This window comes from Streptomyces sp. T12, assembly GCF_028736035.1.
Lineage (GTDB): Bacteria > Actinomycetota > Actinomycetes > Streptomycetales > Streptomycetaceae > Streptomyces.
Genome location: NZ_CP117866.1, coordinates 2545719 through 2569412, shown reverse-complemented (window position 1 = coordinate 2569412; position 23694 = coordinate 2545719). Strand labels below are relative to the sequence as shown.

18 protein-coding genes and 1 tRNA gene are annotated in these 23694 nt (G+C 68.3%); 12 read left to right on the top strand and 7 right to left on the bottom strand.

Annotated elements, in window-relative coordinates; all coding sequences use genetic code 11:
* The first annotated feature begins 112 nt into the window (after window positions 1–112).
* Window positions 113–1507 (top strand): aminotransferase class V-fold PLP-dependent enzyme, encoded by a 1395-nt coding sequence (locus PBV52_RS11435; RefSeq protein ID WP_274238207.1) that lies wholly within the window; start codon window positions 113–115, stop codon window positions 1505–1507.
* Complete coding sequence (locus PBV52_RS11430) at window positions 1504–3057, top strand: lysine N(6)-hydroxylase/L-ornithine N(5)-oxygenase family protein (protein ID WP_274238206.1); 1554 nt, start codon at window positions 1504–1506, stop codon at window positions 3055–3057. Before PBV52_RS11435 ends, PBV52_RS11430 begins: the two co-directional genes overlap by 4 nt.
* Window positions 3058–3096: 39 nt before the next feature.
* On the opposite strand, the gene PBV52_RS11425 is transcribed toward PBV52_RS11430, so the two are convergent.
* On the bottom strand, window positions 3097–4902 hold the full coding sequence (locus tag PBV52_RS11425) for a 5'-nucleotidase C-terminal domain-containing protein (protein ID WP_274238205.1): 1806 nt from the start codon (window positions 4900–4902) through the stop codon (window positions 3097–3099).
* A 138-nt stretch (window positions 4903–5040) separates the two neighbouring features.
* Here PBV52_RS11425 and PBV52_RS11420 point away from each other — a divergent pair, with 138 nt between their 5' ends.
* Window positions 5041–5757, top strand: a complete 717-nt coding sequence (locus PBV52_RS11420; RefSeq protein WP_274238204.1) for an SIMPL domain-containing protein — start codon at window positions 5041–5043, stop codon at window positions 5755–5757.
* A 200-nt stretch (window positions 5758–5957) separates the two neighbouring features.
* Window positions 5958–7385, top strand: coding sequence for a pyruvate kinase (pyk, locus tag PBV52_RS11415; RefSeq protein WP_274238203.1), 1428 nt, complete (start codon window positions 5958–5960; stop codon window positions 7383–7385).
* Window positions 7386–8097: 712 nt separating this feature from the next.
* Here the strand turns inward: pyk and PBV52_RS11410 are convergent.
* A complete protein-coding gene (locus PBV52_RS11410) occupies window positions 8098–8856 on the bottom strand; it encodes a helix-turn-helix domain-containing protein (protein WP_274238202.1) in 759 nt (252 codons plus the stop codon).
* A gap of 105 nt (window positions 8857–8961) precedes the next feature.
* Window positions 8962–9036 (bottom strand) — tRNA-Leu (locus tag PBV52_RS11405).
* Window positions 9037–9137: 101 nt separating this feature from the next.
* Here PBV52_RS11405 and PBV52_RS11400 point away from each other — a divergent pair.
* Window positions 9138–9788, top strand: coding sequence for an ANTAR domain-containing response regulator (locus tag PBV52_RS11400; RefSeq protein ID WP_128429102.1), 651 nt, complete (start codon window positions 9138–9140; stop codon window positions 9786–9788).
* Window positions 9789–9816: 28 nt separating this feature from the next.
* On the opposite strand, the gene PBV52_RS11395 is transcribed toward PBV52_RS11400, so the two are convergent.
* Window positions 9817–10413 carry a hypothetical protein gene (locus PBV52_RS11395; protein ID WP_274238201.1) on the bottom strand — a complete coding sequence of 199 codons (597 nt, stop codon included), beginning with the start codon at window positions 10411–10413 and terminating at the stop codon, window positions 9817–9819.
* Between the two features lie 272 nt (window positions 10414–10685).
* Here PBV52_RS11395 and PBV52_RS11390 point away from each other — a divergent pair, with 272 nt between their 5' ends.
* From PBV52_RS11390 to PBV52_RS11370, 5 genes are all read left to right on the top strand, one after another.
* Entirely contained in the window at window positions 10686–11846 is a 1161-nt protein-coding gene (locus tag PBV52_RS11390) for a branched-chain amino acid ABC transporter substrate-binding protein (protein ID WP_274238200.1), read from the top strand.
* Window positions 11847–12024: 178 nt separating this feature from the next.
* Window positions 12025–12948: a branched-chain amino acid ABC transporter permease gene (locus PBV52_RS11385; RefSeq protein WP_128429099.1), complete on the top strand. Its 924-nt coding sequence runs from the start codon at window positions 12025–12027 to the stop codon at window positions 12946–12948.
* Window positions 12945–14315, top strand: a complete 1371-nt coding sequence (locus PBV52_RS11380; RefSeq protein ID WP_274238199.1) for a branched-chain amino acid ABC transporter permease — start codon at window positions 12945–12947, stop codon at window positions 14313–14315. Before PBV52_RS11385 ends, PBV52_RS11380 begins: the two co-directional genes overlap by 4 nt.
* Window positions 14315–15229 (top strand): ABC transporter ATP-binding protein, encoded by a 915-nt coding sequence (locus PBV52_RS11375; RefSeq protein WP_274238198.1) that lies wholly within the window; start codon window positions 14315–14317, stop codon window positions 15227–15229. The genes PBV52_RS11380 and PBV52_RS11375 overlap by 1 nt, the downstream gene beginning before the upstream one ends.
* A gap of 14 nt (window positions 15230–15243) precedes the next feature.
* Window positions 15244–15996 (top strand): ABC transporter ATP-binding protein, encoded by a 753-nt coding sequence (locus PBV52_RS11370; protein ID WP_274249357.1) that lies wholly within the window; start codon window positions 15244–15246, stop codon window positions 15994–15996.
* A 125-nt stretch (window positions 15997–16121) separates the two neighbouring features.
* Here PBV52_RS11370 and PBV52_RS11365 read toward each other — a convergent pair whose 3' ends face one another.
* The gene (locus PBV52_RS11365) at window positions 16122–16610 is read right to left on the bottom strand and encodes a hotdog fold thioesterase (protein WP_274238197.1); all 489 of its coding nucleotides are present in this window, start codon (window positions 16608–16610) and stop codon (window positions 16122–16124) included.
* Between the two features lie 53 nt (window positions 16611–16663).
* Window positions 16664–18943, bottom strand: a complete 2280-nt coding sequence (locus PBV52_RS11360; protein ID WP_274238196.1) for an FdhF/YdeP family oxidoreductase — start codon at window positions 18941–18943, stop codon at window positions 16664–16666.
* Between the two features lie 342 nt (window positions 18944–19285).
* Here PBV52_RS11360 and polA point away from each other — a divergent pair, with 342 nt between their 5' ends.
* Together polA and PBV52_RS11350 are read left to right on the top strand one after the other, a co-directional pair.
* Complete coding sequence (polA, locus tag PBV52_RS11355) at window positions 19286–22012, top strand: DNA polymerase I (RefSeq protein ID WP_274238195.1); 2727 nt, start codon at window positions 19286–19288, stop codon at window positions 22010–22012.
* 285 nt (window positions 22013–22297) lie between these two features.
* Window positions 22298–22699: a hypothetical protein gene (locus PBV52_RS11350; protein WP_274238194.1), complete on the top strand. Its 402-nt coding sequence runs from the start codon at window positions 22298–22300 to the stop codon at window positions 22697–22699.
* Here PBV52_RS11350 and PBV52_RS11345 read toward each other — a convergent pair.
* On the bottom strand, window positions 22602–23474 hold the full coding sequence (locus tag PBV52_RS11345; protein ID WP_274238193.1) for a DUF4184 family protein: 873 nt from the start codon (window positions 23472–23474) through the stop codon (window positions 22602–22604). The genes PBV52_RS11350 and PBV52_RS11345 overlap by 98 nt on opposite strands.
* Window positions 23475–23694 lie beyond the last annotated feature (220 nt).

The window sequence follows — 23694 nt, the reverse complement described above, 5'->3', positions numbered from 1 at the left end:
TCCCCGCACGCAAGTACCTCCTTTCGGGTTCCGATCGTTGGGCTTTTCGGGCGCGATCACGCATCCGGGTACAAGCTGGAAGTCCCTCTTGCCCTGCGCCCGGGAGGACACGATGAGCACGCCGCCGTCGCTCGCTTCAGGCCCTGAAGGTCCCCACGCCCTGCGGCCGTTGCTCGACACCGTGCTCGACGCGCTGAGCGAGGGCGCCCGCGCCCGCGGGGGACCACTGCCATCGGGCGGCCCGGACGCGGTCGCCGCGCGCATGCGGGAGGCGGTCGGCGACGTCCTCCCGGAGGAGGGCGACCCGGACGCCCTCCACAACCTCGTCCGGGCCCTCGCCGCGGGCGCCACCGACCCCTCGGACCCCCTCTGCGTCGCCCACCTCCACTGCCCGCCCCTCGCCCTCGCCACCGCCGCCGACCTCGCCGCCTCGGCCCTCAACCCCTCGCTGGACTCCTGGGACCAGGCGCCCGGAGCGTCTGAGCTGGAGGCGTTGGTGATGGGGGTGCTCGCCTCGGAGGTGTTCGTCGGTGAGGGAGGGCAAAGGGGAGGGCAGAGGGGAGGCATCACCCTGCTCACCACCGGCGGCACCGAGTCCAACCAACTGGCCCTCCTCCTCGCCCGAGAAGCCCAGGGCGCCGGTGTCCGGCTGGTCCACGGGGCCAACGCCCACCACTCGTTGCCCCGCGCCGCCTGGCTGCTCGGACTGCCCGAACCCGTCGTCGTGCCCGCCCCGGCCGGCGTCCTCGACCCCGTCGCCCTCGACGAGGCCCTCACCCAGCTGCCCGGCCCGCACCTGGTCGCCGCCACCGCGGGCACCACCGACGCCGGGCTCATCGACCCCCTCCCCGAGATCGCCGCCCTGTGCGCCGCGCACGGCACCCGGCTCCACATCGACGCCGCCTACGGCGGAGGCCTCCTCTTCAGCGACCGCTACCGCGACCGGCTCACCGGCCTCGACGCCGCCGACAGCGTCACCCTCGACCTGCACAAGCTCGGCTGGCAGCCCGTCGCCGCCGGTCTCCTCACCGTCAGGGACCCCGACGACCTCGCCGTGCTCCACCACCGCGCCGACTACCTCAACGCCGACGACGACACCGCAGCGGGCCTGCCCGACCTGCTCGGCCGCTCCCTGCGCACCAGCCGCCGGCCCGACGTCCTCAAGATCGCCGTCACCCTCAAGACCCTCGGCCGCAGCGGACTCGGCCGACTCGTCGAGCAAGTCTGCGACCACGCCCACGAGTTCGCCGCCCTCGTCCACGACCACCCCGGGTTCGAGCTCTACGACCCGCCCACCATCAGTACGGTCCTGTTCCGGCCCGCACACGCCACCGACGCCGCCGTCGCCGCCGTACGCCGAAGGCTCCTCACCGACGGCCGTGCCGTTCTCGGGCGGGCCCGGATAGACGGGCGCCTGTGGTTCAAAGCCACGCTCCTCAATCCCCACACGCGCCCGGACGACCTGGCCGCCCTCCTGAAACTGGTGGAAGGAAACACCCCCGGATGAGCCCCCAGCCCAACCCCCACACCCGCCCCCAGACAGGCGCCTACGCCCGCCCCCAGACAGGCCCCGGCGCCGGCCTGCGCGCAGTACCCGACACCGGCCCTCAGCCGACCCTCAGGACACCCCCACGCCACGACCCCGACACCCCCCGGGATCCCGACACCCCCCGCGACCTCGTCGGCATCGGCATCGGCCCCTTCAACCTCTCCCTCGCCGCCCTCGCCCACCCCCTCGACGACCTCGACGCCGTCTTCTACGAGCAGCGACCCGCCTTCGCCTGGCACCCCGGCCTCCTCATCGAGGGCGCCCGCATCCAAGTCCCCTTCCTCGCCGACCTGGTGACGCTCGCCGACCCCGCCAGCCCCTGGTCCTTCCTCAGCTACCTCAGGTCCCGCGACCGGCTCTTCCCCTTCTACTTCGCCGAGCGCTTCCACATCCAGCGCGCCGAATACGACGCCTACTGCCGCTGGGTCTGCGAGAACCTCCCCGCACTGAGCTTCGGCCACCAGGTCGACGCCGTCCGGTTCAACTCCGAACGCGACGTCTTCGAGGTCGACTTCACCCAGCTCGGCCCCGACGGGGAGGCCGAGGCGCTCGGCCGTACGTACGCCAGGAACATCGTCCTGGGCGTCGGCACCGAACCGGACGTTCCCGACGCGCTCAGGCCCCTCGTCGAGGCGCCCGGCGTCCCCGTCATCCACGCCGCCGACTACCTCGACCACCGCGAGAGGCTCCTCGCCGCCGAACACATCACCGTCATCGGGTCGGGGCAGTCCGGCGCCGAGGTCTTCCTGGACCTGCTCCGACGCCGCCCCGCCGGGCGCGAGGGGCTGCACTGGCTCGGCCGTACCGATGCCTTCGCGCCCATGGAGTACTCCAAGCTCGGCCTGGAGCACTTCACGCCCGACTACACCCGCTACTTCCACGCCCTCGCCGAACCGGTCCGCGACCAGCTCGTCGCCTCCCAGTGGCAGCTCCACAAGGGCATCGACGCCGACACCCTCTCCGCCATTCACGACGAGCTCTACCGCCGCTCCCTGGACGGCGGCTGGCCCGACACCGTCCTCACCCCCGGCGTCCGCGTCCGCACCGCCGGCCGTATCGCCACGACCAAGCTGGAACTCCACCTGGAGCACATCCACCAGAACACCCGCTCGCGCCTCACCACCGAAGCGGTCGTCCTGGCCACCGGCTACCGCGAACGCCCCCTCAGCCGCATCCTCGCCGGCCTCGACCCCTATATGCGCCTCGACAGCCGGGAACGCCCCCGCATCGACGACGAGTACCGCCTGATCATGGACCCGTCCGTCACCGGCTCCGGCTGCAACGTCTACGTCCAGAACGCCGAACGCCACACCCACGGCGTCGGCACCCCCGACCTCGGCCTCGCCGCCTGGCGCAGCGCCGCCATCCTCAACTCCGTGACCGGCAAGGAGACTTACCCCCTCCCCACGCGTACGGCCTTCACCACCTTCGGCCTCCAGCAGCAGGAGCCCCGGATCCCGTCCGCGCGTCAGCCGAAGGTGCTGACACCACTGATGGACGGGATCTGAGGCTCCCGACGAGACGACCGCGGGCCCAGGCCCTGTCGTCTAGAAGACCGGCGTACCGTTCCGCGTGAGCTTCCAGTCCACCGACGCGAAGTTCTTCGGGTCCAGCAGGCCCTTCGCGGTCACCCACTCCGCGATCCGGGTGCGGATCTCCGTCGACTCCGACCACAGCTCCTGAGCCGACGCCACATGCGGGAACGCGCCACCGCCGTTCGCCCGGTAGTTGTTCACCGCGAACACGAACTGCTGGGCGTCGTCCAGAGCGGCACCGTTGTAGGACAGGTTCTTGATCCGCGAACCGGCCGCCTGGGCGACATCGATCTCGTACGACAGCCCCGACACGTAGTCGTAGTTGTAGTCCGGACGGTTGTTCGCATTGGTCAGCTTGTCGACGTCGACCGCCGCGTCCGGCGCCGTCTGCACGAAGTACTCCGCCGAATACTCCAGGTACGCCTTGATCTGCGCGCCCGTCATCAGCTTCGCGACCAGCGTGTTGTCGTACACGTACAGGCTCGACAGATCCCGGATGGTCACCTCGCCGGCCGGGATCTCCGAGGTGCGGGAGAAGGGGGAGGCCTGGGAGATGACGGGCAGCGAGGCGTACTCCGTGCCCGCCAGCGCCGCCCTGGCCACATCCTCCTGGACCTTGGTGATCAGGTCGATGATCGGGGCGTCCTTGTAGCGGGCGTCGACCGTTGTCAGCTTCTCGGTCGCCTTGCCGACGACCTGGTTGACGTACTCCACGACGATGTCGTGGTCGTCCTTCAGCAGCTTGGTGATCTTCGGGTCGTCGGCGACCGTCTTCGAGTCACGCACGGTTGCCTTCACCGACTCGACCGTCCAGCGGCCCTTGGCGAAGACCAGCTCGAAGTCGAACAGGGTCAGTCGCTGCGCATAGCACAGCGGCTCCGACAGCACGACCGTCTTACCCGTCTTCTCGTTCGTGACCAGCAGCTCCGCGATCTCCGTGTGCGCATGTCCGACGAGGATCGCGTCGATGCCCGGCACCTGCTGGGCCACCAGCGCCGACGAGTTCTCGATGTACGGCAACTGGTCACCGTACGACGACGTACCGGACGAACCGGAGTGCGCCGACACGACCACCACGTCCGCACCCATCGAGCGCAGCTTCGGCACCCACTTCGCGGCCTGTTCCTCCAGACCCGGGAACACCATCTTGCCCTCGACGTACGCCTTGTCCCAGATCGCGATACCCGGGTTGGTCAGACCGAGCACCGCAACCTTCACCGGCGGGGCGCCCGGCACGCAGAACTTCTTGATGAAGTACGGCGGGAACGCGGGCTTCAGCGTCTTCGCGTCCAGCGCGTTCGCACCCAGAAGCGGGAAGTCGCACTGCTCCTCGAACTTGCGCAGCGTCTCGATGCCGTAGTTGAACTCGTGGTTGCCAAGGGCCACCGCGTCATACCCGATCGCGTTCATCGCCGCCGCCATCGGGTGGACCGGGCCCCCCTTGGCGGTGATCGGGTCGACCTTCGCGTAGTAGTACGTCAGCGGGGTGCCCTGGATCGTGTCGCCGGCATCGATGAGCAGCGTGTTGCGGCGGCCCTTCTCCTCACGGACCTGGCTCACCAGCGTCGAGACGCGCGCCAGACCCTTTGCATTGCCCTTGGCGTCCGCGTACTCCGCGTCCTTGAAATAGTCCCAGTTGAAGATGTTGCCGTGCAGATCGGTCGTGCCCATCACCGTCAGCGAGTACCGCTTCGCCGGCCGCGAGCCCTTCGCCGCCTCAGCGGCCTGCGCCGCCGGGACGGCCACCGTCGTGGCCAGCGCCGCCCCCGCTCCGGTCACGGCGGACTTCTTCAGGAACTTCCGGCGGTTCAACGGCATGGTGCTTCTCCCAGGCGAATGGTCAACAACGCGCGTAGATTCTGACCTGGCCATGGCAGGCAGCAACAGACCCCGCAGGTTTCGATCTGATGACCCACGGGGTCCTGTAACCCGGCAAGCAATGACAGAGTGGGACGTATGACCGCCCCATCAGAGGAACTTCAGCCCGCCGTCCCCTACGGCACCCCCGACGCCCCCCGCATCGCCGTCCGCGGCGAAGCCCGCCTCGAGGTCGACCCCGAGATCGCCCGCATCGGCGTCACCGTCGCCTCCCGCGGCAAGGACCGCCGTGCCGCCCTGGACGACCTCACACGCCGCAACACCACCGTTCTCGACCTCGTCAAGACCTACGGCGACGCGGTCGAGCGACTGGAGACCGGCGCCTTCTCCATCAGCCCCGAACTGAAGGACAAGGGACGCGGCGAGCGCGTCCACGCCTACCACGGCCGCGTCCACATCACCGCCGTACTCACCGACTTCACGGCGCTCGGCGAACTCACCACACGCCTGGCCGACCTGGACCTCACCCGCGTCGACGGCCCCTACTGGGCCCTGCGCCCCGACTCGCCGGCCCACCGCGAAGCGCGGCAGCAGGCGGTACGGGAGGCGGTGCAGCGGGCGCGGGAGTACGCGGAAGCACTGGGGACCTCCCTGGCCGCGCTGGTGGAACTCGCCGACATCGGCGCGGAGAACGCCCCGCCGCCCTACCCGCAGGCCCCCGGCAGCCGCATGCGCTCCATGGCCTACGGCGCCGCGGAGGACGCCGGGGCCGCCCCCCTCGATCTCGAACCCCAGCGGCAGCATGTCTACGCGCAGGTCAACGCCCGCTTTACGATGGCGCCGCCGCGGCTGTGAATACACGGCGCGGGATTTCGAATTCTCTTGCGATCGCATCCGAATGGCGATGACGTGATGGCGTACTGGGGGTGCTTCGAACGCTCATCGGAGCACCCCGCCGCACAATTCAACACTTGTCAATAGCCCTTCACGCAAAGGTTGTTGAGTAGTCATACGCGGCCAATTCCCTACCCGCCGGTAAGTCATAGAGTCGAAACATGCGCCGAGCGAAGATCGTCTGCACCCTGGGCCCTGCCACCGACTCGTACGACCAGATAAAGGCACTGGTCGACGCCGGAATGGACGTCGCCCGATTCAACCTCAGCCACGGCAGCTACGCCGACCACGAGGAGCGCTACCAGCACGTACGCAAGGCCTCCGACGAGACCGGCCGCAGCGTCGGCATCCTCGCCGACCTTCAAGGCCCGAAGATCCGCCTCGGCCGCTTCACCGAAGGACCCGTACTCCTTGAACGCGGAGACACCTTCACCATCACCGTGGAAGAGGGCGCCGAAGGCGACCGCCAGCAGTGCGGGACCACCTACTCCGGCCTCGCCGCCGACGTCACCCCGGGCGAACGCATCCTCGTCGACGACGGCAAGGTGTGCCTGGAGGTCACGTCCGTCGACGGACCACGCGTCCACACGACGGTGGTCGAAGGAGGCATGGTCTCCGACAACAAGGGCCTGAACCTGCCGGGCGTCGCAGTATCGGTCCCCGCCCTCTCGGAGAAGGACGAAGCCGACCTGCGCTGGGCGCTGCGCACGGGCTTCGACGTCATCGCGCTGTCCTTCGTCCGGTCCGGCCGCGACATCGAGGACGTGCACAGGATCATGGACGAGGAGGGCCGCCGCCTCCCCGTCATCGCCAAGGTGGAGAAGCCGCAGGCCGTCGACGCGATCGACGACATCGTGGCTGCCTTCGACGGCATCATGGTCGCCCGCGGCGACCTGGGCGTGGAGATGCCGCTGGAGCAGGTCCCGATCGTCCAGAAGCGCGCCGTCAAGCTGGCCAAGCGCAACGCCAAGCCGGTCATCGTCGCCACCCAGATGCTCGACTCGATGATCGACAACTCCCGCCCGACGAGGGCCGAGGCCTCGGACGTGGCGAACGCCGTCATCGACGGCACGGACGCGGTGATGCTGTCCGGTGAGACGAGCGTCGGCAAGTACCCGATCGAGACGGTCCGGACGATGGCGAAGATCGTCGAGGCGGCCGAGGAGGACATCCTCGCCAAAGGCCTCTCGCCCCTGACCGAACGCAACAAGCCCCGCACCCAGGCCGGCGCCGTGGCCCGCGCGGCAGCCGAGATCGGCGACTTCCTGGGCGCGAAGTTCCTGGTCGCCTTCACCCAGTCCGGCGACACCGCCCGCCGCCTGTCCCGCTACCGCTCACCTATCCCACTGCTGGCCTTCACGCCGGAACCGGCGACGCGGTCCCAGCTGAATCTGACGTGGGGTGTGGAGACGTTCCTCGGTCCGCATGTGGAATCGACGGACGCGATGGTCGACCAGGTGGATGAGCTGCTGCTGAAGTACGGGCGCTGCGAAAAAGGTGACCCCGTCATCATCACGGCAGGCTCCCCCCCGGGCGTCCCCGGCACCACGAATCTCGTGCGCGTCCATCGCATCGGGGGGCAGGACTGACGGTGAGGATGCGTGTGGCAGCTTTCCGTCGAGGCTGACGAACGGCGATGGCGGGTTCTTCGGTTAAGGCTTCTACGCGCCGCCGCATACGGCGAAGGCCCTGCAGCCTTCCGGTGATGGCTGTAGGGCCTTCGCGGCACAGGTCAGCGTCAGGTAGAGATGGCCCAGTCAGTGCATTGGTTCATCTGTGTTTCACCTTCGTACCTGGCAACCTGAACTCCAACGTTCCACATTCCGCCGTCTTGCTGGGCGGTGGTGTCCCAGGTTTTGGTAGTACCGTTGTTCCCGTCGTAGTTGTAGCGCCACTGGAACGGAATCAGGGTTCCCCCGGCAGCCTTAGTGACGAGCCGAACCCTGACGTGATGGCGATCGCTCGACGTGTCCTTAACGGCCAGCGTGACAGTGACTGTGCTCGTGGTGCCGTTGTGTCAGCCGGTGACGGCAGCCCAACCATACGCCCCGGTGGTGGTACAAACCATCGTGTCGGTGGCGGCCGCAGGGGTTGTCGTTGCCATGACAGCTATTGCTGCAGCGCTACCGACTATTGCTGCCTTGGTCTTGTTCCGCAAGTGGCACCTCCATGCCTGACTGTTGATCAGCGACACTATATGTCCATGGAGTCATAAGAGGGGGGTGCATCACATCGGCGAGGACGACAGCCCCAAGTCGCAGGCGCAGGGCCCCTCTTGAGGAGGGGCCCTTTGAGGTGGGGCTAGTGCTTGGGGCCTACATGGGTGTCCATGAGGGCTACGGAGGCTTTGCGGGCGACGGAGATGTTGTACGGGTTGCCGTTGCGGGTGCAGTGCGTCCACTCGATGCCGAGCTTGTCGAGGGTGTCCGTATAGAGCCGGCGAATGTCGTCGGACACGTTGGTGAAGAAGTACCTGGGGTATTCGTAGCGCTTGCGCTCACCGCCGACGATGCGGGTCGTCCAGTTGGTGATACGGCAGCCGTCGGAGTGGATGAGGCCTCGGATGAAGTCCCAAGGGTGAGAGTCGACGATTTCCTGTTGCCAGGGCTCGAGGGCGATGGCGCGCTCGTGCTTCTTGCCGGGGCCGTGTTGAGGGAAGAGGCATGGCCAGTGTCGGGAGTAACTCGTCACCGCTACGCAGCCTTGTTTCTGGAGCGTGTAGACGCTGATGTCGGGGCGTACTTTCATGATGGCCTCGCGGCATTGTTGGATCAGTCCGGGCCACGCGTCGGCGCACGCGATCCTGAGGTGGTACCCGGTGCCGCGAGGATGGGCGCTGAGGCAGCCGTCGCCGAGATAAAGGCCCAACAAGTAGGCGTACGCGCGCTCGTCAGCAGGTGGTCCGGGGTCCGGCGGAGCCATGCGTGGCAGTGGCTCGAGGCGGTGCTGCCAGGAGCGGATCGCCGCCCGAGAGATGCCCACCTCCTTACTCACCGAGTTCAGGCTGCGTCCTTGGGCGACCAGCGCCAGGGATCGTTTACGTGTGCTGGCGTCGTACATGTGATCACTCTGTGAGAGTGATCGCGACGACACGCAGCAAAAAGCGGATGTTCACGAGAACGTGGACATCCGCTTCTCAGGCTGACCTTGGAATCGAAGGAAAAGTGCCCCGGGTCGGACTCGAACCGACACTGTATGGGTTTTGAATCCATTGCCTGCTGCCAATTGGGCTACCGGGGCCCAGCAAATCGAAGGTTTACCTCGACCCACTGCCCGTCCACCATACCGCAGCTAGGTAGGCTCTTGTCAGCAGCACCCATGCCCCTGAACGAGGAGCCCCCGTGACCGCCCCCGAGTCGCCCCAGCCCGTAGACGCGCCCGACGACGACAAGTCGCACGTGCCTCCGCTGACGACCCGTGTCGTCATCGCCGAGGACGAGGCACTGATCCGGCTCGATCTCAAGGAGATGCTCGAAGAAGAGGGGTACACCGTCGTCGGCGAGGCCGGTGACGGTGAGCAGGCCGTCGAGCTGGCCCGTGAGCACAAGCCCGACCTTGTCATCCTCGATGTGAAGATGCCGAAGCTGGACGGTATTTCGGCGGCCGAGAAGATCGCCGAGGAGTCCATCGCCCCGGTGCTGATGCTGACGGCGTTCTCCCAGCGGGATCTGGTCGAGCGGGCCCGGGATGCCGGTGCCATGGCGTACCTGGTCAAGCCGTTCAGCAAGAGTGACGTCGTGCCTGCCATCGAGATGGCGGTGTCGCGGTTCACGGAGCTGAAGGAGTTGGAGAAGGAGGTCGCCGACCTCACTCTGCGTCTGGAGACGCGGAAGCTGGTGGACCGGGCGAAGTCCGTCCTTCAGACGGAGTACGGGCTGACGGAGCCGGCTGCCTTCCGGTGGATCCAGAAGACCTCGATGGATCGGCGGATGTCCATGCAGCAGGTCGCCGAGGCGGTCATTCAGGACTCTGAGGAGAAGAAGGCGCGGTAGTAGCGCCGGGCGCGTTTTGGCTGTGTGATCAGGCGGAGCCTTCGGTCCAGTCCTGTTGGGGGAGCGGGATGGTGGCCGGGGGCTCCGTGTCGTTTGCGCGGACGCGCAGTGCGGTGGGGTGTCGGTTGCGGGGGAGGTCGTACCAGAGGTCGTAGGTGATGGTGCCGTGTGCGGCGACTTCGGTGCGTAATGGCTGGCGTTTGATCTGGGTGGCTTCGCGGTCGAGGGTGAGTTCGGTGCCGTTGTCGAGGGCGAGTCGGTGGAGTTCGTTGTCGATCTGGCCGAAGACGGAGTCCTGGGAGGTGATGGTGAGGCGGATGCGGCAGAGTCGGCCTTTGGCCCAGTGTTCGCCGTGGGTGCCGACGATGGTGGTGATGCCGCAGCGTAGGCCGGTTGTGTCGAACTGGAGGTTTCCGCTGCGGACGGGGTCGGTTTCGGGGGCTGCTTCCAGTGGGCGTAGGGGGGTGGTCGGTGTGTGTGGCCAGAGGGTCGAGGCGGTTGCGGCGGTGATGGCTGCTCCGAGTAGGAGGCCTGTGAGTCCGGCCAGTGCGGTGCGCAGGTGCCGCTTGTCGGGTGTGGGGTGGGCTGGGGTGGGGGCGGGTCTGGATCCGTCTGGTGTCTGCATGGCTCGTTTCGGGTGGGTCGGCGGGGCTCGTTAAGAGCCTGTGAAGATCATCCGGCTGGTGCGCTGGTGGCCGAAACATTCGCCTGCTGATGGCTGGGGTTGTGTATCCGGCAGTTGAACCGAGGTCACAGGGCGATCACACATCGGTGGTCGGCCTATCCGACTGGCTGTCAACCCGATTAGATTCCCCGCACACCGTAGGGATAAGCGGTGTCCTTGCAGGGATCACGAGTTCTTCTGCGGGAAGCATCGTTGAGGCCAGGGAGCCCTTAGTGCTGAACAAGACCGTCATCAAGCTGGCCATTCCTGTGGCCGTTGGAGCGCTGGCGCTGACCGGTTGTGGCGGTGGCGACTCCGGCAGTGGCGACACTGTGAAGATTGCCTTCGAGGGGCCGCTCTCCGGCGACAACGTCGCGCTGGGTGAGAACATGCAGAACGGCGTGCAGTTGGCGATCAAGCAGGCCAATGCGAGCGGTGACCTGGGCTTCAAGCTGGAGTACGTGGCTGCTGACGACCAGGGTCTGCCGGACAAGGCGCCGACTGCGGCGCAGAAGGTCATCGACGACCCGGATGTCAAGGCTGTTGTCGGTCCCGCCTTCTCGGGTCCGACCAACACGGCTTCGCCGTCGTACGCGGAGGCCGGTCTGGTGACGGTGACGCCGTCGGCTACCAACCCGTTGCTGACGGACGAGGCCAATGGCTTCACGAGCCTCCTGCGGGCCGTTCCCAACGACAACATGCAGGGCAAGGCCATGGGTGACTTCTTCTCGAAGAAGATAGGCGCCAAGAAGGTCTACCTGATCGACGACAAGACCGACTACGGCGTGGGTCTGTCCAAGGTCGCCGAGGCGACCCTGAAGGCGGCCGGTGTCTCGGTCGTGAAGAAGAGCGTCCCGCAGAAGACGCCGGACTACAGCGCCACCGCGAAGGATGTCGTCAACTCCAAGGCTGACGGCCTGATCTACGCCGGCTACTACCAGGACCTGGCGCCGTTCGCGAAGAAGCTGTCGGACGCGGGCTTCAAGGGTGCGGCGATCTCGGGTGACGGTTCCAACGACGCCAAGTTCGTTGAGCTGGCCGGCTCGGCCTCCGAGAACTGGTACCTGACGTGCCCGTGCACCGACGCGACCGTCGAGGCGGGTACGAAGAAGTTCGCGGAGGACTACCAGAAGGAGTTCAACCGGGCTCCGGGTACGTACTCCGCCGAGGCGTACGACGTCGCGAACATGATCATCGCGGAGATCAAGAAGGCGGGTAAGGACGTCGAGCGTGAGGCGCTGCGTGACGCCCTCGCCAAGGCCTCCTACAAGGGTCTGACGAAGACCTTCTCGTTCGAGAAGAACGGTGAGTTCAAGGGTACGGACGTCTTCGTCTACCAGGTGAAGAGCGGCAAGATCGCGTACCAGGGCAACGTCAACGAGCTGATCGGCTGAGGCCGGGCTCCGGCGATTGACGCCAAGTGATGGGGGCCGGGGGACGGTGGTTCTCCCGGCCCTCGTCTGCGGAGAGTGCAAGATGGCGCAGCCGTTGACCGATCCGCATGTTTTTCTGCGGGCCGCCCTGGCGTTCTGAGTCCGGCGGCTTGCCTGGTTCCTACAGGAAGTTCAACGCATGTCCCTTCAGGAGTTCTGGGACTATCTGGTCCTAGGGCTGATGCTCGGCTCGCTGTATGCCGTCATCGCCATCGGCTACACCCTTGTCTATGGTGTGCTGCAGCTCATCAACTTCGCGCACAGCGAGGTTTTCATGGTGGGTGCTTACGGCAGTCTCATTGTTCTCACCCTCGTTGATCCGGGGGCCAATCCGTCGATGCTGGCTTCGATCGGCTTTGTCGCTCTGGCCATGGCCGGGTCGGCGTTGTTCGGTGGTGTGACGGCGTACGGACTTGAGAAGGTTGCGTACCGGCCGTTGCGCAGACGTGGTGCGCCTCGCCTGATCTTTCTGATCACGGCGATCGGTGCCTCGTTCTTCCTCTACAACCTGGCGGGCAAGCTTTTCGGCCGTGACCCGTCGACGCTGCCGGAGATGTACAAGAACGAGAACGTGTTCACCATCTTCGGGGCGGGGGTGAACATCACTCAGCTGCTGCAGTTCGCGACGGCTGTGGTCATGATGATCGCGCTCGACCTGCTGGTGAACCGTACGAAGCTCGGCAAGGGCATCCGCGCGGTGGCGCAGGATGCCGAGGTTGCGAGCCTGATGGGTGTGGACATCGACAAGGTGATCTCCCGCACCTTCATCATCGGTGGTGTGCTCGGTGGTGTGGCGGGCTTCCTGTTCGCCAACCTCAACCAGGTTTCGTACACGATGGGCTTCATTCCCGGCATCACCGCCTTCGCGGCGGCGGTGGTGGGTGGTATCGGCAACATCCGCGGAGCGATGCTCGGTGGTGTGCTGATCGGAATCGTGGAGACGATGACGGTGCCGCTGCTCGGTGATGAGTGGCGAAGCGTTTCCGCAATGGTGGTACTGATTCTCGTGCTGATGTTCCGTCCGATGGGCATCCTCGGTGAGCGAGTGGGGAGGGCGGCATGAGTGCGGTCGAGACATCTCAGAATCTGACGCCGTCTCAGGCGGCAAAGCTGCGCCGTACGGCGTGGTACCGGCAGCCGCGGTTCTCCCGGCTGTGGGCGATGCTGGCGCTGGGTGTGCTGCTGGCCCTGGTGACGGGCGAGCAGGGCAACACCCGGGACATCTTCTTCTCCCTCGAGACCACCTTCACGGGCGGCGGGCTGTGGGTCTGCCTGGCGCTGACCGTCGGTGTGTGGGTGCTGCGCGAGTTCGCGGGTGACGGGCTCAAGGGCCTTGCCGAGAAGGCGAAGCCGGGCACGGTCGCTCCGCTGGCCGCGGTGCGCGGCCGGATCCAGGCCGACAAGCGGCTGCGCTGGGGCCTGATCGTTCTCGCCCTGGTGCTGGCCCTCGCGATCCCCTCCATGGTGGAGCGGTACTGGCAGACGGTGCTGGTCGATCAGATCGCCATCTTCGTACTGCTGGCGATCGGCCTGAACGTGGTGATCGGCTGGGCGGGCCTGCTGGACCTCGGCTTCTTCGCCTTCTTCGCGGTGGGCGCGTACTCGACGGCGTTCTGGACCGGCCGGCTGCCGATCGAGCCTCCGGTGGTGCTGAACCCGTTCTGGGTGATCCCGATCGCCGTGGTCACCTGTCTGCTGACGGGTCTGCTGCTCGGTGCTCCGACGCTGCGCCTGCGCGGCGACTACCTGGCCATCGTCACGCTCGGCTTCCACGAGATCATCTACCTCGTGGCCAAGAACGCCGACGGCGTGACGGGCGGTCCTCAGGGCGCGCGGATGATCCCCGACTTCTCGATCGACTTCGCCGGGATCTCCTACAAGTGGTCGATCGATCCACTGCCTTACTGGTACCTGCTGGTCTTCTTCATCGTGATCGTGATCATCCTGTTCTCGCGCCTGGAGCACTCCAGGGTGGGCCGGGCCTGGACCGCGATCCGTGAGGACGAGATCGCGGCGGCGGCCAACGGTGTGGACACGGTCCGCTTCAAGCTGATGGCGTTCGCGATCGGCGCGTCGACGTCGGGTGTCGCGGGTGTGGTGTTCACCAGCAAGTACGGGTACATCAACCCCGAGGTCTTCCCGTTGCTCCAGTCCATCCTGGTGCTGGCGTACGTGATCTTCGGTGGCATGGGCTCGATTCCGGGCGTGCTGATCGGCGCCGCCGCGCTGGTGTGGCTGCCCGAGGCACTGAAGGACTACGTGGACCCGTCCGACCGGTACATGTACCTGGGCGCACTGCTTGTGATCATGATGATTTACCGGCCGCAGGGCATCTGGCCTTCCCGCCGACGTCAGCGTGAGCTGAAGCTGGCGCAAGAAGGCATCGGGGACGCGGATGCGATGTCCGAGCCGGCGGGAGGCAAGTTCTGATGACCACCGATGTGACGAGCGAGTCGGCCGCCGTCGGCGGGCCGGCGTCCGCTGACACGGATCTGGTGCTGGAGACCTGGGATGTGACGCTGCGTTTCGGCGGCCTGACCTCTCTGGACCATGTCAATCTGCAGATGCGGCGGGGCGAGATCCTCGCGGTGATCGGCCCCAACGGCGCGGGGAAGACCTCGCTGTTCAACTCCTTGACGGGGGCGTACACCCCGCAGGAAGGGAAGATCGTCTTCCGTCCGAAGGACGGCGGCGAGAAGTCCCTGCTCGGCAGCAAGCCGCATATCGTCAACCGGCTGGGCCTGGCGCGTACCTTCCAGAACATCCGGCTGTTCTCGGCGCTCACCGCGCTGGAGAACGTGAAGATCGCGGCGGAGACCCGGCTGAAGGCCGGCCCGGTCTCGATCATGCTGGGGCTGCCGAACGCGCGGAAGGCCGAGCGGCTCAGCGACGAGCGGGCGCACCGGCTGCTGAAGTTCGTGGGCCTGGAGGACAAGCTCAACGAGATCGCGGGCAGCCTGTCCTACGGTGATCAGCGCAGCCTGGAGATCGCGCGGGCGCTGGCCACCGATCCGCAGGTGCTGCTGCTGGACGAGCCGGCGGCGGGTACCAACCCGACGGAGAAGCTCGAGCTGGAGGGGCTGATCCGCCGTATCAACACCGAACTGGGCGTGAGCGTGCTGCTGATCGAGCACGACATGCGTCTGGTGATGTCGGTGGCGGACCGGGTGATGGTGCTCAACTTCGGCAAGAAGATCGCCGAGGGCACGCCGAGCGAGGTGCAGCAGCACCCTGCCGTGATCGAGGCCTACCTCGGCTCCTCCGCGGAGGACGCGGCGGCGGTCCAGGAGGTCATCGCCGAGCACGAGCACGAGTCGGCGTCGGACACGGAGGACGGCCAGTGAGTACGACCACGGAGCTGAAGAAGGACCCGGGCGGAGACTCCGGCGGTACGGGCAGCCCGCTGCTGGAGCTGAAGGGCCTGCGGGTGTTCTACGGCGCCATCGAGGCGCTCAAGGGCATCGACCTGACGGTCGGCGAGGGCGAGATCGTGGCTCTGCTCGGCGGCAACGGCGCCGGCAAGACCACGACGCTGCGCACCGTCTCCGGCATGCTGCAGCCCCGCGAGGGCGAGGTCTGCCTGCGTGGGGAGCGCATCGACGGCATCAAGTCGCACGAGCTGGTGCAGTTCGGTATCGGGCATGTGCCCGAGGGCCGGCGGGTGTTCGCGACGATGTCGGTGCGCGAGAACCTGGAGATGGGTGCCTACCGCTTCAAGTCGGTGGACTCCGCCGACATGGATCGCGTGTTCACCCTGTTCCCGAGGCTTGCCGAGCGGCGTTCGCAGTACGCGGGCACGCTGTCCGGTGGTGAGCAGCAGATGCTCGCGATCGGGCGCGCTCTGATGGGCCGGCCGGAACTGCTGCTGCTGGACGAGCCGTCGATGGGTCTCGCACCGCTGATCGTGCAGCAGATCTTCGAGATCATCCATGAGATCAACCAGCAGGGCACGACCGTGCTGCTGGTGGAGCAGAACGCGACACAGGCGCTGGGGCTGGCGAATCGGGGTTATGTCCTGGAGACCGGCTCGGTGGCCATGTCGGGCGATGCGCAGGATCTGCTGGCCGACTCGCGTATCCGGGCGGCTTACCTCGGTGAAGGCGCGGCCTGAGCCTGACGCTCGGCCGTAGGCGTTGCGGGAGCCGGGAGGACTTCGTCTTCCCGGCTCCCGCTCGTGTGTGCGGCACCGGTGGCGTGCGTGCCGAAGGCGCTGTGGAGGTCGTCCGACGGCACCCGTCAGCCGGCGGCGCCGGGTCCGGGGAGCTGCGAGGGGGTGACGTCCCGCAGCAGGCAGGTCAGCCGCGCGCTGCACACGCGCCGCCCCGCCTCGTCGCTGATCACGATCTCGTACGTCGCCGTCGAGCGGCCCCGGTGCAGGGGCGTGGCCACGCCGGTGACGAGGCCGGAGCGGACCCCGCGGTGGTGGGTGCAGTTGAGGTCGACGCCGACCGCGATCTTGGAGCTGCCGGCGTGCAGCATCGACCCCACCGACCCGAGCGTCTCGGCGAGCACCGCGGAGGCGCCGCCGTGCAGCAGCCCGTACGGCTGGGTGTTCCCCTCCACCGGCATGGTCCCGACGACCCGCTCGGCGGAGGCCTCCACGATCTCGACACCCATGCGCGTCCCGAGGTGCCCGGCGGAGAACAGGGCCGGCAGGTCGACGCCGAGCGCGGCGTACTCGTCGATGACCTCCTGCGGGAACGTCACATGCTGCTGCTCGCCCATGGGTCCGGCTCCGTTCGTCGTGCTCAGTCGGTATAGGTCGACTGAGCAAACGCTCAGTCGGTGGCCGATTGTTCCAGACGTACGACGACGGACTTGCTGGCCGGGGTGTTGCTGGTGTCCGCGGTGGCGTCCAGCGGCACGAGCACGTTGGTCTCCGGGTAGTAGGCGGCCGCGCAGCCCCGGGCCGTCGGATAGTGCACCACCCGGAAGCCGGGCGCCCGCCGCTCGACCCCGTCCTTCCATTCGCCGACCAGGTCGACGTACGAGCCGTCGGCGATGTTCAGCAGCCGGGCGTCCTCGGGGTTGATCATGACGACCCGGCGGCCGTTCTTGATGCCCCGGTAGCGGTCGTCGAGGCCGTAGATCGTGGTGTTGTACTGGTCGTGCGACCGCAGGGTCTGCAGCAGCAGCCGTCCCTCCGGCAGCCGGGGGTACTCGACCGGAGCCGCCGTGAAGTTGGCCTTGCCCGTCGCCGTCGGGAAGCGGCGCTCGTCGCGCGGCGCGTGCGGGAGCGTGAAGCCGCCGGGGCGGGCCACGCGCGCGTTGAAGTCCTCGAAGCCGGGGATCACGCGCGCGATACGGTCCCGGATCGTCGCGTAGTCCTTCTCGAACTCCTCCCAGGGCACCCTGCTGTCCTCGCCCAGGACCCGGCGGGCGAGCCGGCACACGATGGCCGGCTCGGAGAGCAGGTGCGCGCTCGCGGGCTCCAGACGGCCGCGGGAGGCGTGCACCATACCCATGGAGTCCTCGACCGTCACGAACTGCTCGCCGCTGCCCTGGAGGTCGCGCTCGGTGCGGCCCAGCGTCGGCAGGATCAGCGCACGCGCGCCCGTGACGGCGTGGCTGCGGTTGAGCTTCGTCGACACGTGCACGGTCAGCCGGGCGCGCCGCATCGCCGCCTCGGTGACGTCCGTGTCGGGCGTGGCGGCCACGAAGTTGCCGCCCATCGCGAAGAAGACCTTCGCCTCGCCGTCGCGCAGCGCGCGGATGGCCCGTACGACGTCGTAGCCGTGCTCGCGCGGCGGCGCGAAGCCGAACTCCTTCTCCAGGGCGTCCAGGAAGGCCGGGGCGGGCCGCTCGAAGATGCCCATCGTGCGGTCGCCCTGCACGTTCGAGTGGCCGCGCACCGGGCACACGCCCGCGCCCGGGCGGCCGATGTTGCCGCGCAGCAGAAGGAAGTTGACGACCTCGCGGATGGTCGGCACGGAGTGCTTGTGCTGGGTGAGGCCCATGGCCCAGCACACGATGGTGCGCTGCGAGGCGAGGACCATGGCCATGACCTTGTCGATGTCCGCGCGGGTGAGGCCGGTCGCCGTCAGTGTCTCGTCCCAGTCGGCGGCGCGGGCGGCCGCGGCGAACTCCTCGTAGCCGTGGGTGTGCTCGCGGACGAACTCCTCGTCGACGGCGCCCTGAGTCTCCAGGATCAGCTTGTTGAGGAGGCGGAAGAGGGCCTGGTCGCCGCCGATGCGGATCTGCAGGAACAGGTCGGTGAGGGCGGCGCCCCTGAGCATGCCCTGGGGGGTCTGCGGGTTCTTGAACCGCTCCAGACCGGCCTCGGGCAGCGGATTGACGCTGACGATCTTCGCGCCGTTCTCCTTGGCCTTCTCCAAGGCGGAGAGCATGCGCGGGTGGTTCGTCCCCGGGTTCTGTCCGGCGACGATGATCAGGTCGGCCTTGTAGAGGTCCTCGAGCAGGACGCTGCCCTTGCCGATGCCGATGGTCTCGGAGAGGGCCGACCCGGACGACTCGTGGCACATGTTGGAGCAGTCCGGCAGGTTGTTCGTGCCGAGCTCGCGCGCGAAGAGCTGGTAGAGGAACGCGGCCTCGTTGCTGGTGCGTCCGGACGTGTAGAAGACGGCCTCGTCGGGGGAGGCGAGGGCGGTGATCTCCTCGCCGATGATGTCGAAGGCGCGTTCCCAGGTCACCGGCTCGTAGTGCGTGCCCCCTTCGGGGAGGAACATGGGATGCGTCAGCCGCCCCTGCTGTCCCAGCCAGTAACCACTCCTGGTCGCGAGATCGGCGACGGAGTGCGCGGCGAAGAACTCCGGGGTGACCCGGCGCAGGGTCGCCTCCTCGGCCACCGCCTTCGCACCGTTCTCGCAGAACTCCGCCTTGTGCCGGTGATCCGGCTCCGGCCACGCACACCCCGGGCAGTCGAAGCCGTCCTTCTGGTTGACCCGCAGCAACGTCAGCGCGGTGCGCTTCACGCCCATCTGCTGCTGCGCGATGCGCAAGGTGTGCCCGATGGCGGGCAGCCCCGCCGCCGCGTGCTTCGGCTCCGCGACCTGCGGGGCGTCCTGAACCGGATCGCCCTTGGGCGGCTTGGTGGCCATCGCGCACTCTCCCTGTCTTCTCGTTCACCGCGGGGACGCCTCCCCGGCGCCGGCCCGCGTGCACGACACCGGCGCTCCTGCGGCTCACCGGCCGTGTACACGTGTGAGGTACATCTCCGATCCTCGCACGTGGGACGGACAACCAGGGGGCGGGCTCGGGGAGGGCGGGCGGAGGTGGGGACGGGGGTGGGAGGCGCCAGTGGCATCGGTGGTGGCGGGGTGGGTGAGCAGAGGGGGGTGACGCCCGCCTGCGGTCATCCCTGCCGCTGCTTCCGGTCTGCCGCATCGGCCGGACCCCCCGATGGGGACCGACTGTCAGTGGGGCGTGGCAGGATCGGGGGCGTGGCAGAGACAGCATCGAAGCAGACCGAGACCAACCCCGGCGGCAGCCGGCCCCGCCTGATGCTCATGGACGGGCACTCGCTGGCCTATCGTGCGTTCTTCGCGCTGCCCGCGGAGAACTTCACGACCGCGACGGGCCAGCCGACGAACGCGATCTACGGCTTCGCGTCGATGCTGGCCAACACCCTGCGCGACGAGGCGCCCACCCACTTCGCGGTGGCCTTCGACGTGTCCCGCAAGACATGGCGCTCCGCGGAGTTCACGGAGTACAAGGCGAACCGCTCCAAGACCCCGGACGAGTTCAAGGGCCAGGTCGAGCTGATCGGCGAGCTGCTCGACGCGATGCACGTCTCGCGGTTCGCGGTCGACGGCTTCGAGGCCGACGACGTGATCGCCACCCTCGCCACCCAGGCCGAGGCCGACGGCTTCGAGGTGCTGATCGTCACCGGCGACCGGGACTCCTTCCAGTTGGTCAGCGAGCAGACGACGGTGCTGTATCCGACGAAGGGCGTCTCCGAGCTGACCCGCTTCACGCCGGAGAAGGTCTTCGAGAAGTACGGATTGACGCCCGCCCAGTACCCCGACTTCGCGGCCCTGCGCGGCGACCCGTCCGACAACCTGCCGGGCATCCCGGGCGTCGGCGAGAAGACGGCCGCGAAGTGGATCAACCAGTTCGGCTCGTTCGCCGAGCTGGTCGAGCGCGTCGAGGAGGTCAAGGGCAAGGCCGGTCAGAACCTCCGCGACCACCTGGAAGCGGTCAAGCTCAACCGCCGGCTGACCGAGCTGGAGCGGGGCGTCGAGCTGCCCAAGACCGTCACCGACCTCGCGCGCGTGCCGTACGACCGCAAGGCCGTCGCGATGATCCTGGACACCCTGGAGATCCGTAACCCCTCCCTGCGCGAGCGGCTCTACGGCGTCGACCCCGGAGCCGAGGAGGCCGAGACCACGCCGATCGCGACCGACGGCGTGGAACTGGACGGCTCGGTGCTCGGCACCGGCGAGCTGGCCCCCTGGCTGGCCGAGCGCGGCGGCGAGCTCCTGGGCGTGGCCACCGTCGACACCTGGGCGCTGGGCACCGGCTCGGTCGCCGAGGTCGCGCTCGCGGCGGGCGACGGCGCGGCCGGCTGGTTCGACCCGTCGCAGCTGGACGAGGCCGACGAGAAGGCGTTCGCGGCCTGGCTGGCCGACGCCGACAAGCCGAAGGTCTTCCACAACGCCAAGGGCGCGATGCGGGTCTTCGCCGAGCACGGCTGGAGCATCGCCGGCGTCCGCATGGACACCGCGCTCGCCGCCTACCTGGTCAAGCCGGGCCGCCGCTCCTTCGACCTGGACGCGCTGTCCCTGGAGTACCTCCACCGCGAGCTGGCCCCCGCCGCCGCGGCCGACGGCCAGCTGGCCTTCGGCACGGACGACGGCGCCGAGGCCGAGGCCCTGATGATCCAGGCCCGTGCGGTCCTCGACCTGGGCGAGGCCTTCGAGAGCCGCCTGGAGGAGGTCGGCGCCGCGGAGCTCCTGCGTGACATGGAGCTGCCGACCTCAGCCCTGCTGGCCCGCATGGAGCGGCACGGCATCGCGGCCGACCGGGCCCACCTGGAGGCCATGGAGCAGATGTTCGCGGGCGCCGTGCAGCAGGCCGTGAAGGAGGCGCACGCGGCGGCCGGACACGAGTTCAACCTGGGCTCGCCCAAGCAGCTCCAGGAGGTCCTCTTCGGCGAGCTCGCCCTGCCCAAGACGAAGAAGACGAAGACGGGCTACACGACGGACGCCGACGCCCTGGCCTGGCTGGCGACCCAGACCGACAACGAACTGCCGGTCATCATGCTCCGCCACCGAGAGCAGGCGAAGCTGCGCGTCACCGTCGAGGGCCTGATCAAGACGATCGCGACGGACAGCCGTATCCACACGACCTTCAACCAGACGGTCGCGGCGACCGGCCGCCTCTCCTCCACGGACCCGAACCTGCAGAACATCCCGGTCCGCACGGACGAGGGCCGGGCGATCCGCCGGGGCTTCGTGGTCGGCGAGGGCTTCGAGTCCCTGATGACCGCGGACTACAGCCAGATCGAGCTGCGCGTGATGGCCCACCTGTCCGAGGACGAGGGCCTGATCGAGGCGTTCACCTCGGGCGAGGACCTGCACACCACGGCCGCCTCGCAGGTGTTCGCGGTGGAACCGGCCGCGGTGGACGCGGAGATGCGCCGCAAGATCAAGGCCATGTCGTACGGCCTGGCCTACGGGCTGTCGGCCTTCGGCCTCTCGCAGCAGCTGAACATCGACGCGGGCGAGGCCCGCGCCCTGATGGACGCCTACTTCGAGCGCTTCGGCGGCGTACGGGACTACCTGCGCCGCGCGGTCGACGAGGCCCGGGCGACGGGCTACACGGCGACGCTCTTCGGCCGCCGCCGCTACCTCCCCGACCTCAACAGCGACAACCGTCAGCGCCGCGAGGCCGCCGAGCGCATGGCCCTCAACGCCCCCATCCAGGGCACGGCGGCGGACATCGTCAAGATCGCCATGCTCAACGTGGACCGCGCCCTGTGCGAGGCGAACCTCACCTCCCGCATGCTCCTGCAGGTCCACGACGAAATCGTCCTGGAAATCGCCCCCGGCGAACGCGACGCCGCGGAAGAACTGGTCCGCCGGGAAATGTCCAACGCCGTCCACCTCAACGTCCCCCTGGGCGTCTCGGTGGGCGTGGGCCCCGACTGGGAGTCGGCAGCCCACTAGCCTCCGGCGGCAGGGCCACATCTGGATGCCGGGGCCGGTACCCACCCGGCCCCGGCATCCCATTGCGTTGCGGCGTGCGGAAGTGCAACGCCGCAGAGGGGCGCGGGGCTGTGTCGATGTGCGGCTCCGCCGCGTGGCGCGACCAGCCACAACGAACCCGTAGCCCCGAAAACCACCGCAACCCGGCACACGCAAGGGGCCCTGGCCCCACCCCCGGAGGGACCCGTCACTCGCGTGGCCCCCGCAAAAGCGCCCCCCACGCCCGCCGCCCGTAAGGATGCGGACATGGGTATACGCACGCTCCACCGCCGGACGGCCCCGGCACCGGCGCAAGCGAACGCCGAGAAGGCCCCGGCCACAGCGCACCCGCCCGTCCCGGCCGTCGCCACCGACGCAAGCACCGCCCGCATCCCCGCCGACCTGATGAGCACCCTGCGGCACAAGGCGACAACCACCCGGCGCCGCCTCGCCCACCGGGCACCAGGATGGGCCGAGCTCACCCGCAGCTATCTGGCCCTCGCCCTCACCCTGCTCCCACGGTCCCACCCCCAAGGAACGGTCACCGTGTTCGTCGCGCCCGCCGGCACCCTCACCGAGCCACCGGACGGCTCGACTCCCTACCGGCCTCACCCGTACCCGCACTGCCAGGGCCCGGGACCGGGACCGGCACCGGGCGCCACACCCTGACTCCCGCGGCATACAGCAGCAGCCCCAGGACGAGTCCCGCGCCCGCCCCGAAGCACAGCGTCGGAATCAGCTCCCAGTACTTCGCGGTCGACCCCCAGTACGCCCACCAGCGCGACGCCCGCTGCACCGCCGCCACCGCGGCGATCCCGCCGATCACCGCCCCGGCCAACCACCGGTCCCGTACCGAAAGCACCGCAACCCCGACCGGCGCGGCCGCGGGCGTCCGCCGTAGCGCCACGCACACGAACGCGGCGATGACGACCGCGGCGACCGCCGAACCGCCGTACTGCAGATACCAGTACAGCGGCGAGCCCGCGATCTCCTCGCCCAGGACGGGAAACAGCCGCATCCCCCAGCGGTCGAGATGCGTGAACGCGTCCCACACGACATGCGTCAGCGCACCGAGCACGGCCGAGAGGTACCAGCGCACCGCCAGCGACGGCCGTACACGCGCGCGTGGCGCCCCGCAGCGCAACAGCGTGGCCACCCGTGCCTGTCGCCGCACCGGCAGCTGCGCCACCAGCGGTTCGCGCAGCAGCAGCCACAGGCCCACCATCGCCCAGGCGATCACCACGTCGATGGTGAACACGCCCGCGAACGAGTGCGTGACATCGCCGAACTCCATCGCCCCCGACAGGACACTCGCCGCGTAATAGGTCATGTCGGGCGAGAAGGAGCCGGCCAGCATCACGGCCGGTACGAGCGCGGCGCGGCCGGTTCCGTCGGTGCGTACGGCGGGCAGTACGGCCGCCGCATGGCTCAGCGTGAACGGCAACGGGGCTCCTTGTGCCGGACGTTGTGGGAGGTTGACGGGACCGGTCGGCCCCGGTCGGCGGCGAAGCCGGTGGCAGGGACGTCCGACGGCCAGTATGCGGGACGTCCCTCAGGCAGGCCGGGCGTGCCCAACTGGTAAAAATCGGGCGCCAACGGGTGCCCGCGCAAAGGAAGTTGTCGTAGGGTCGCCTGGGTCACCGCGCCGGGCGTGCGGTCGAACA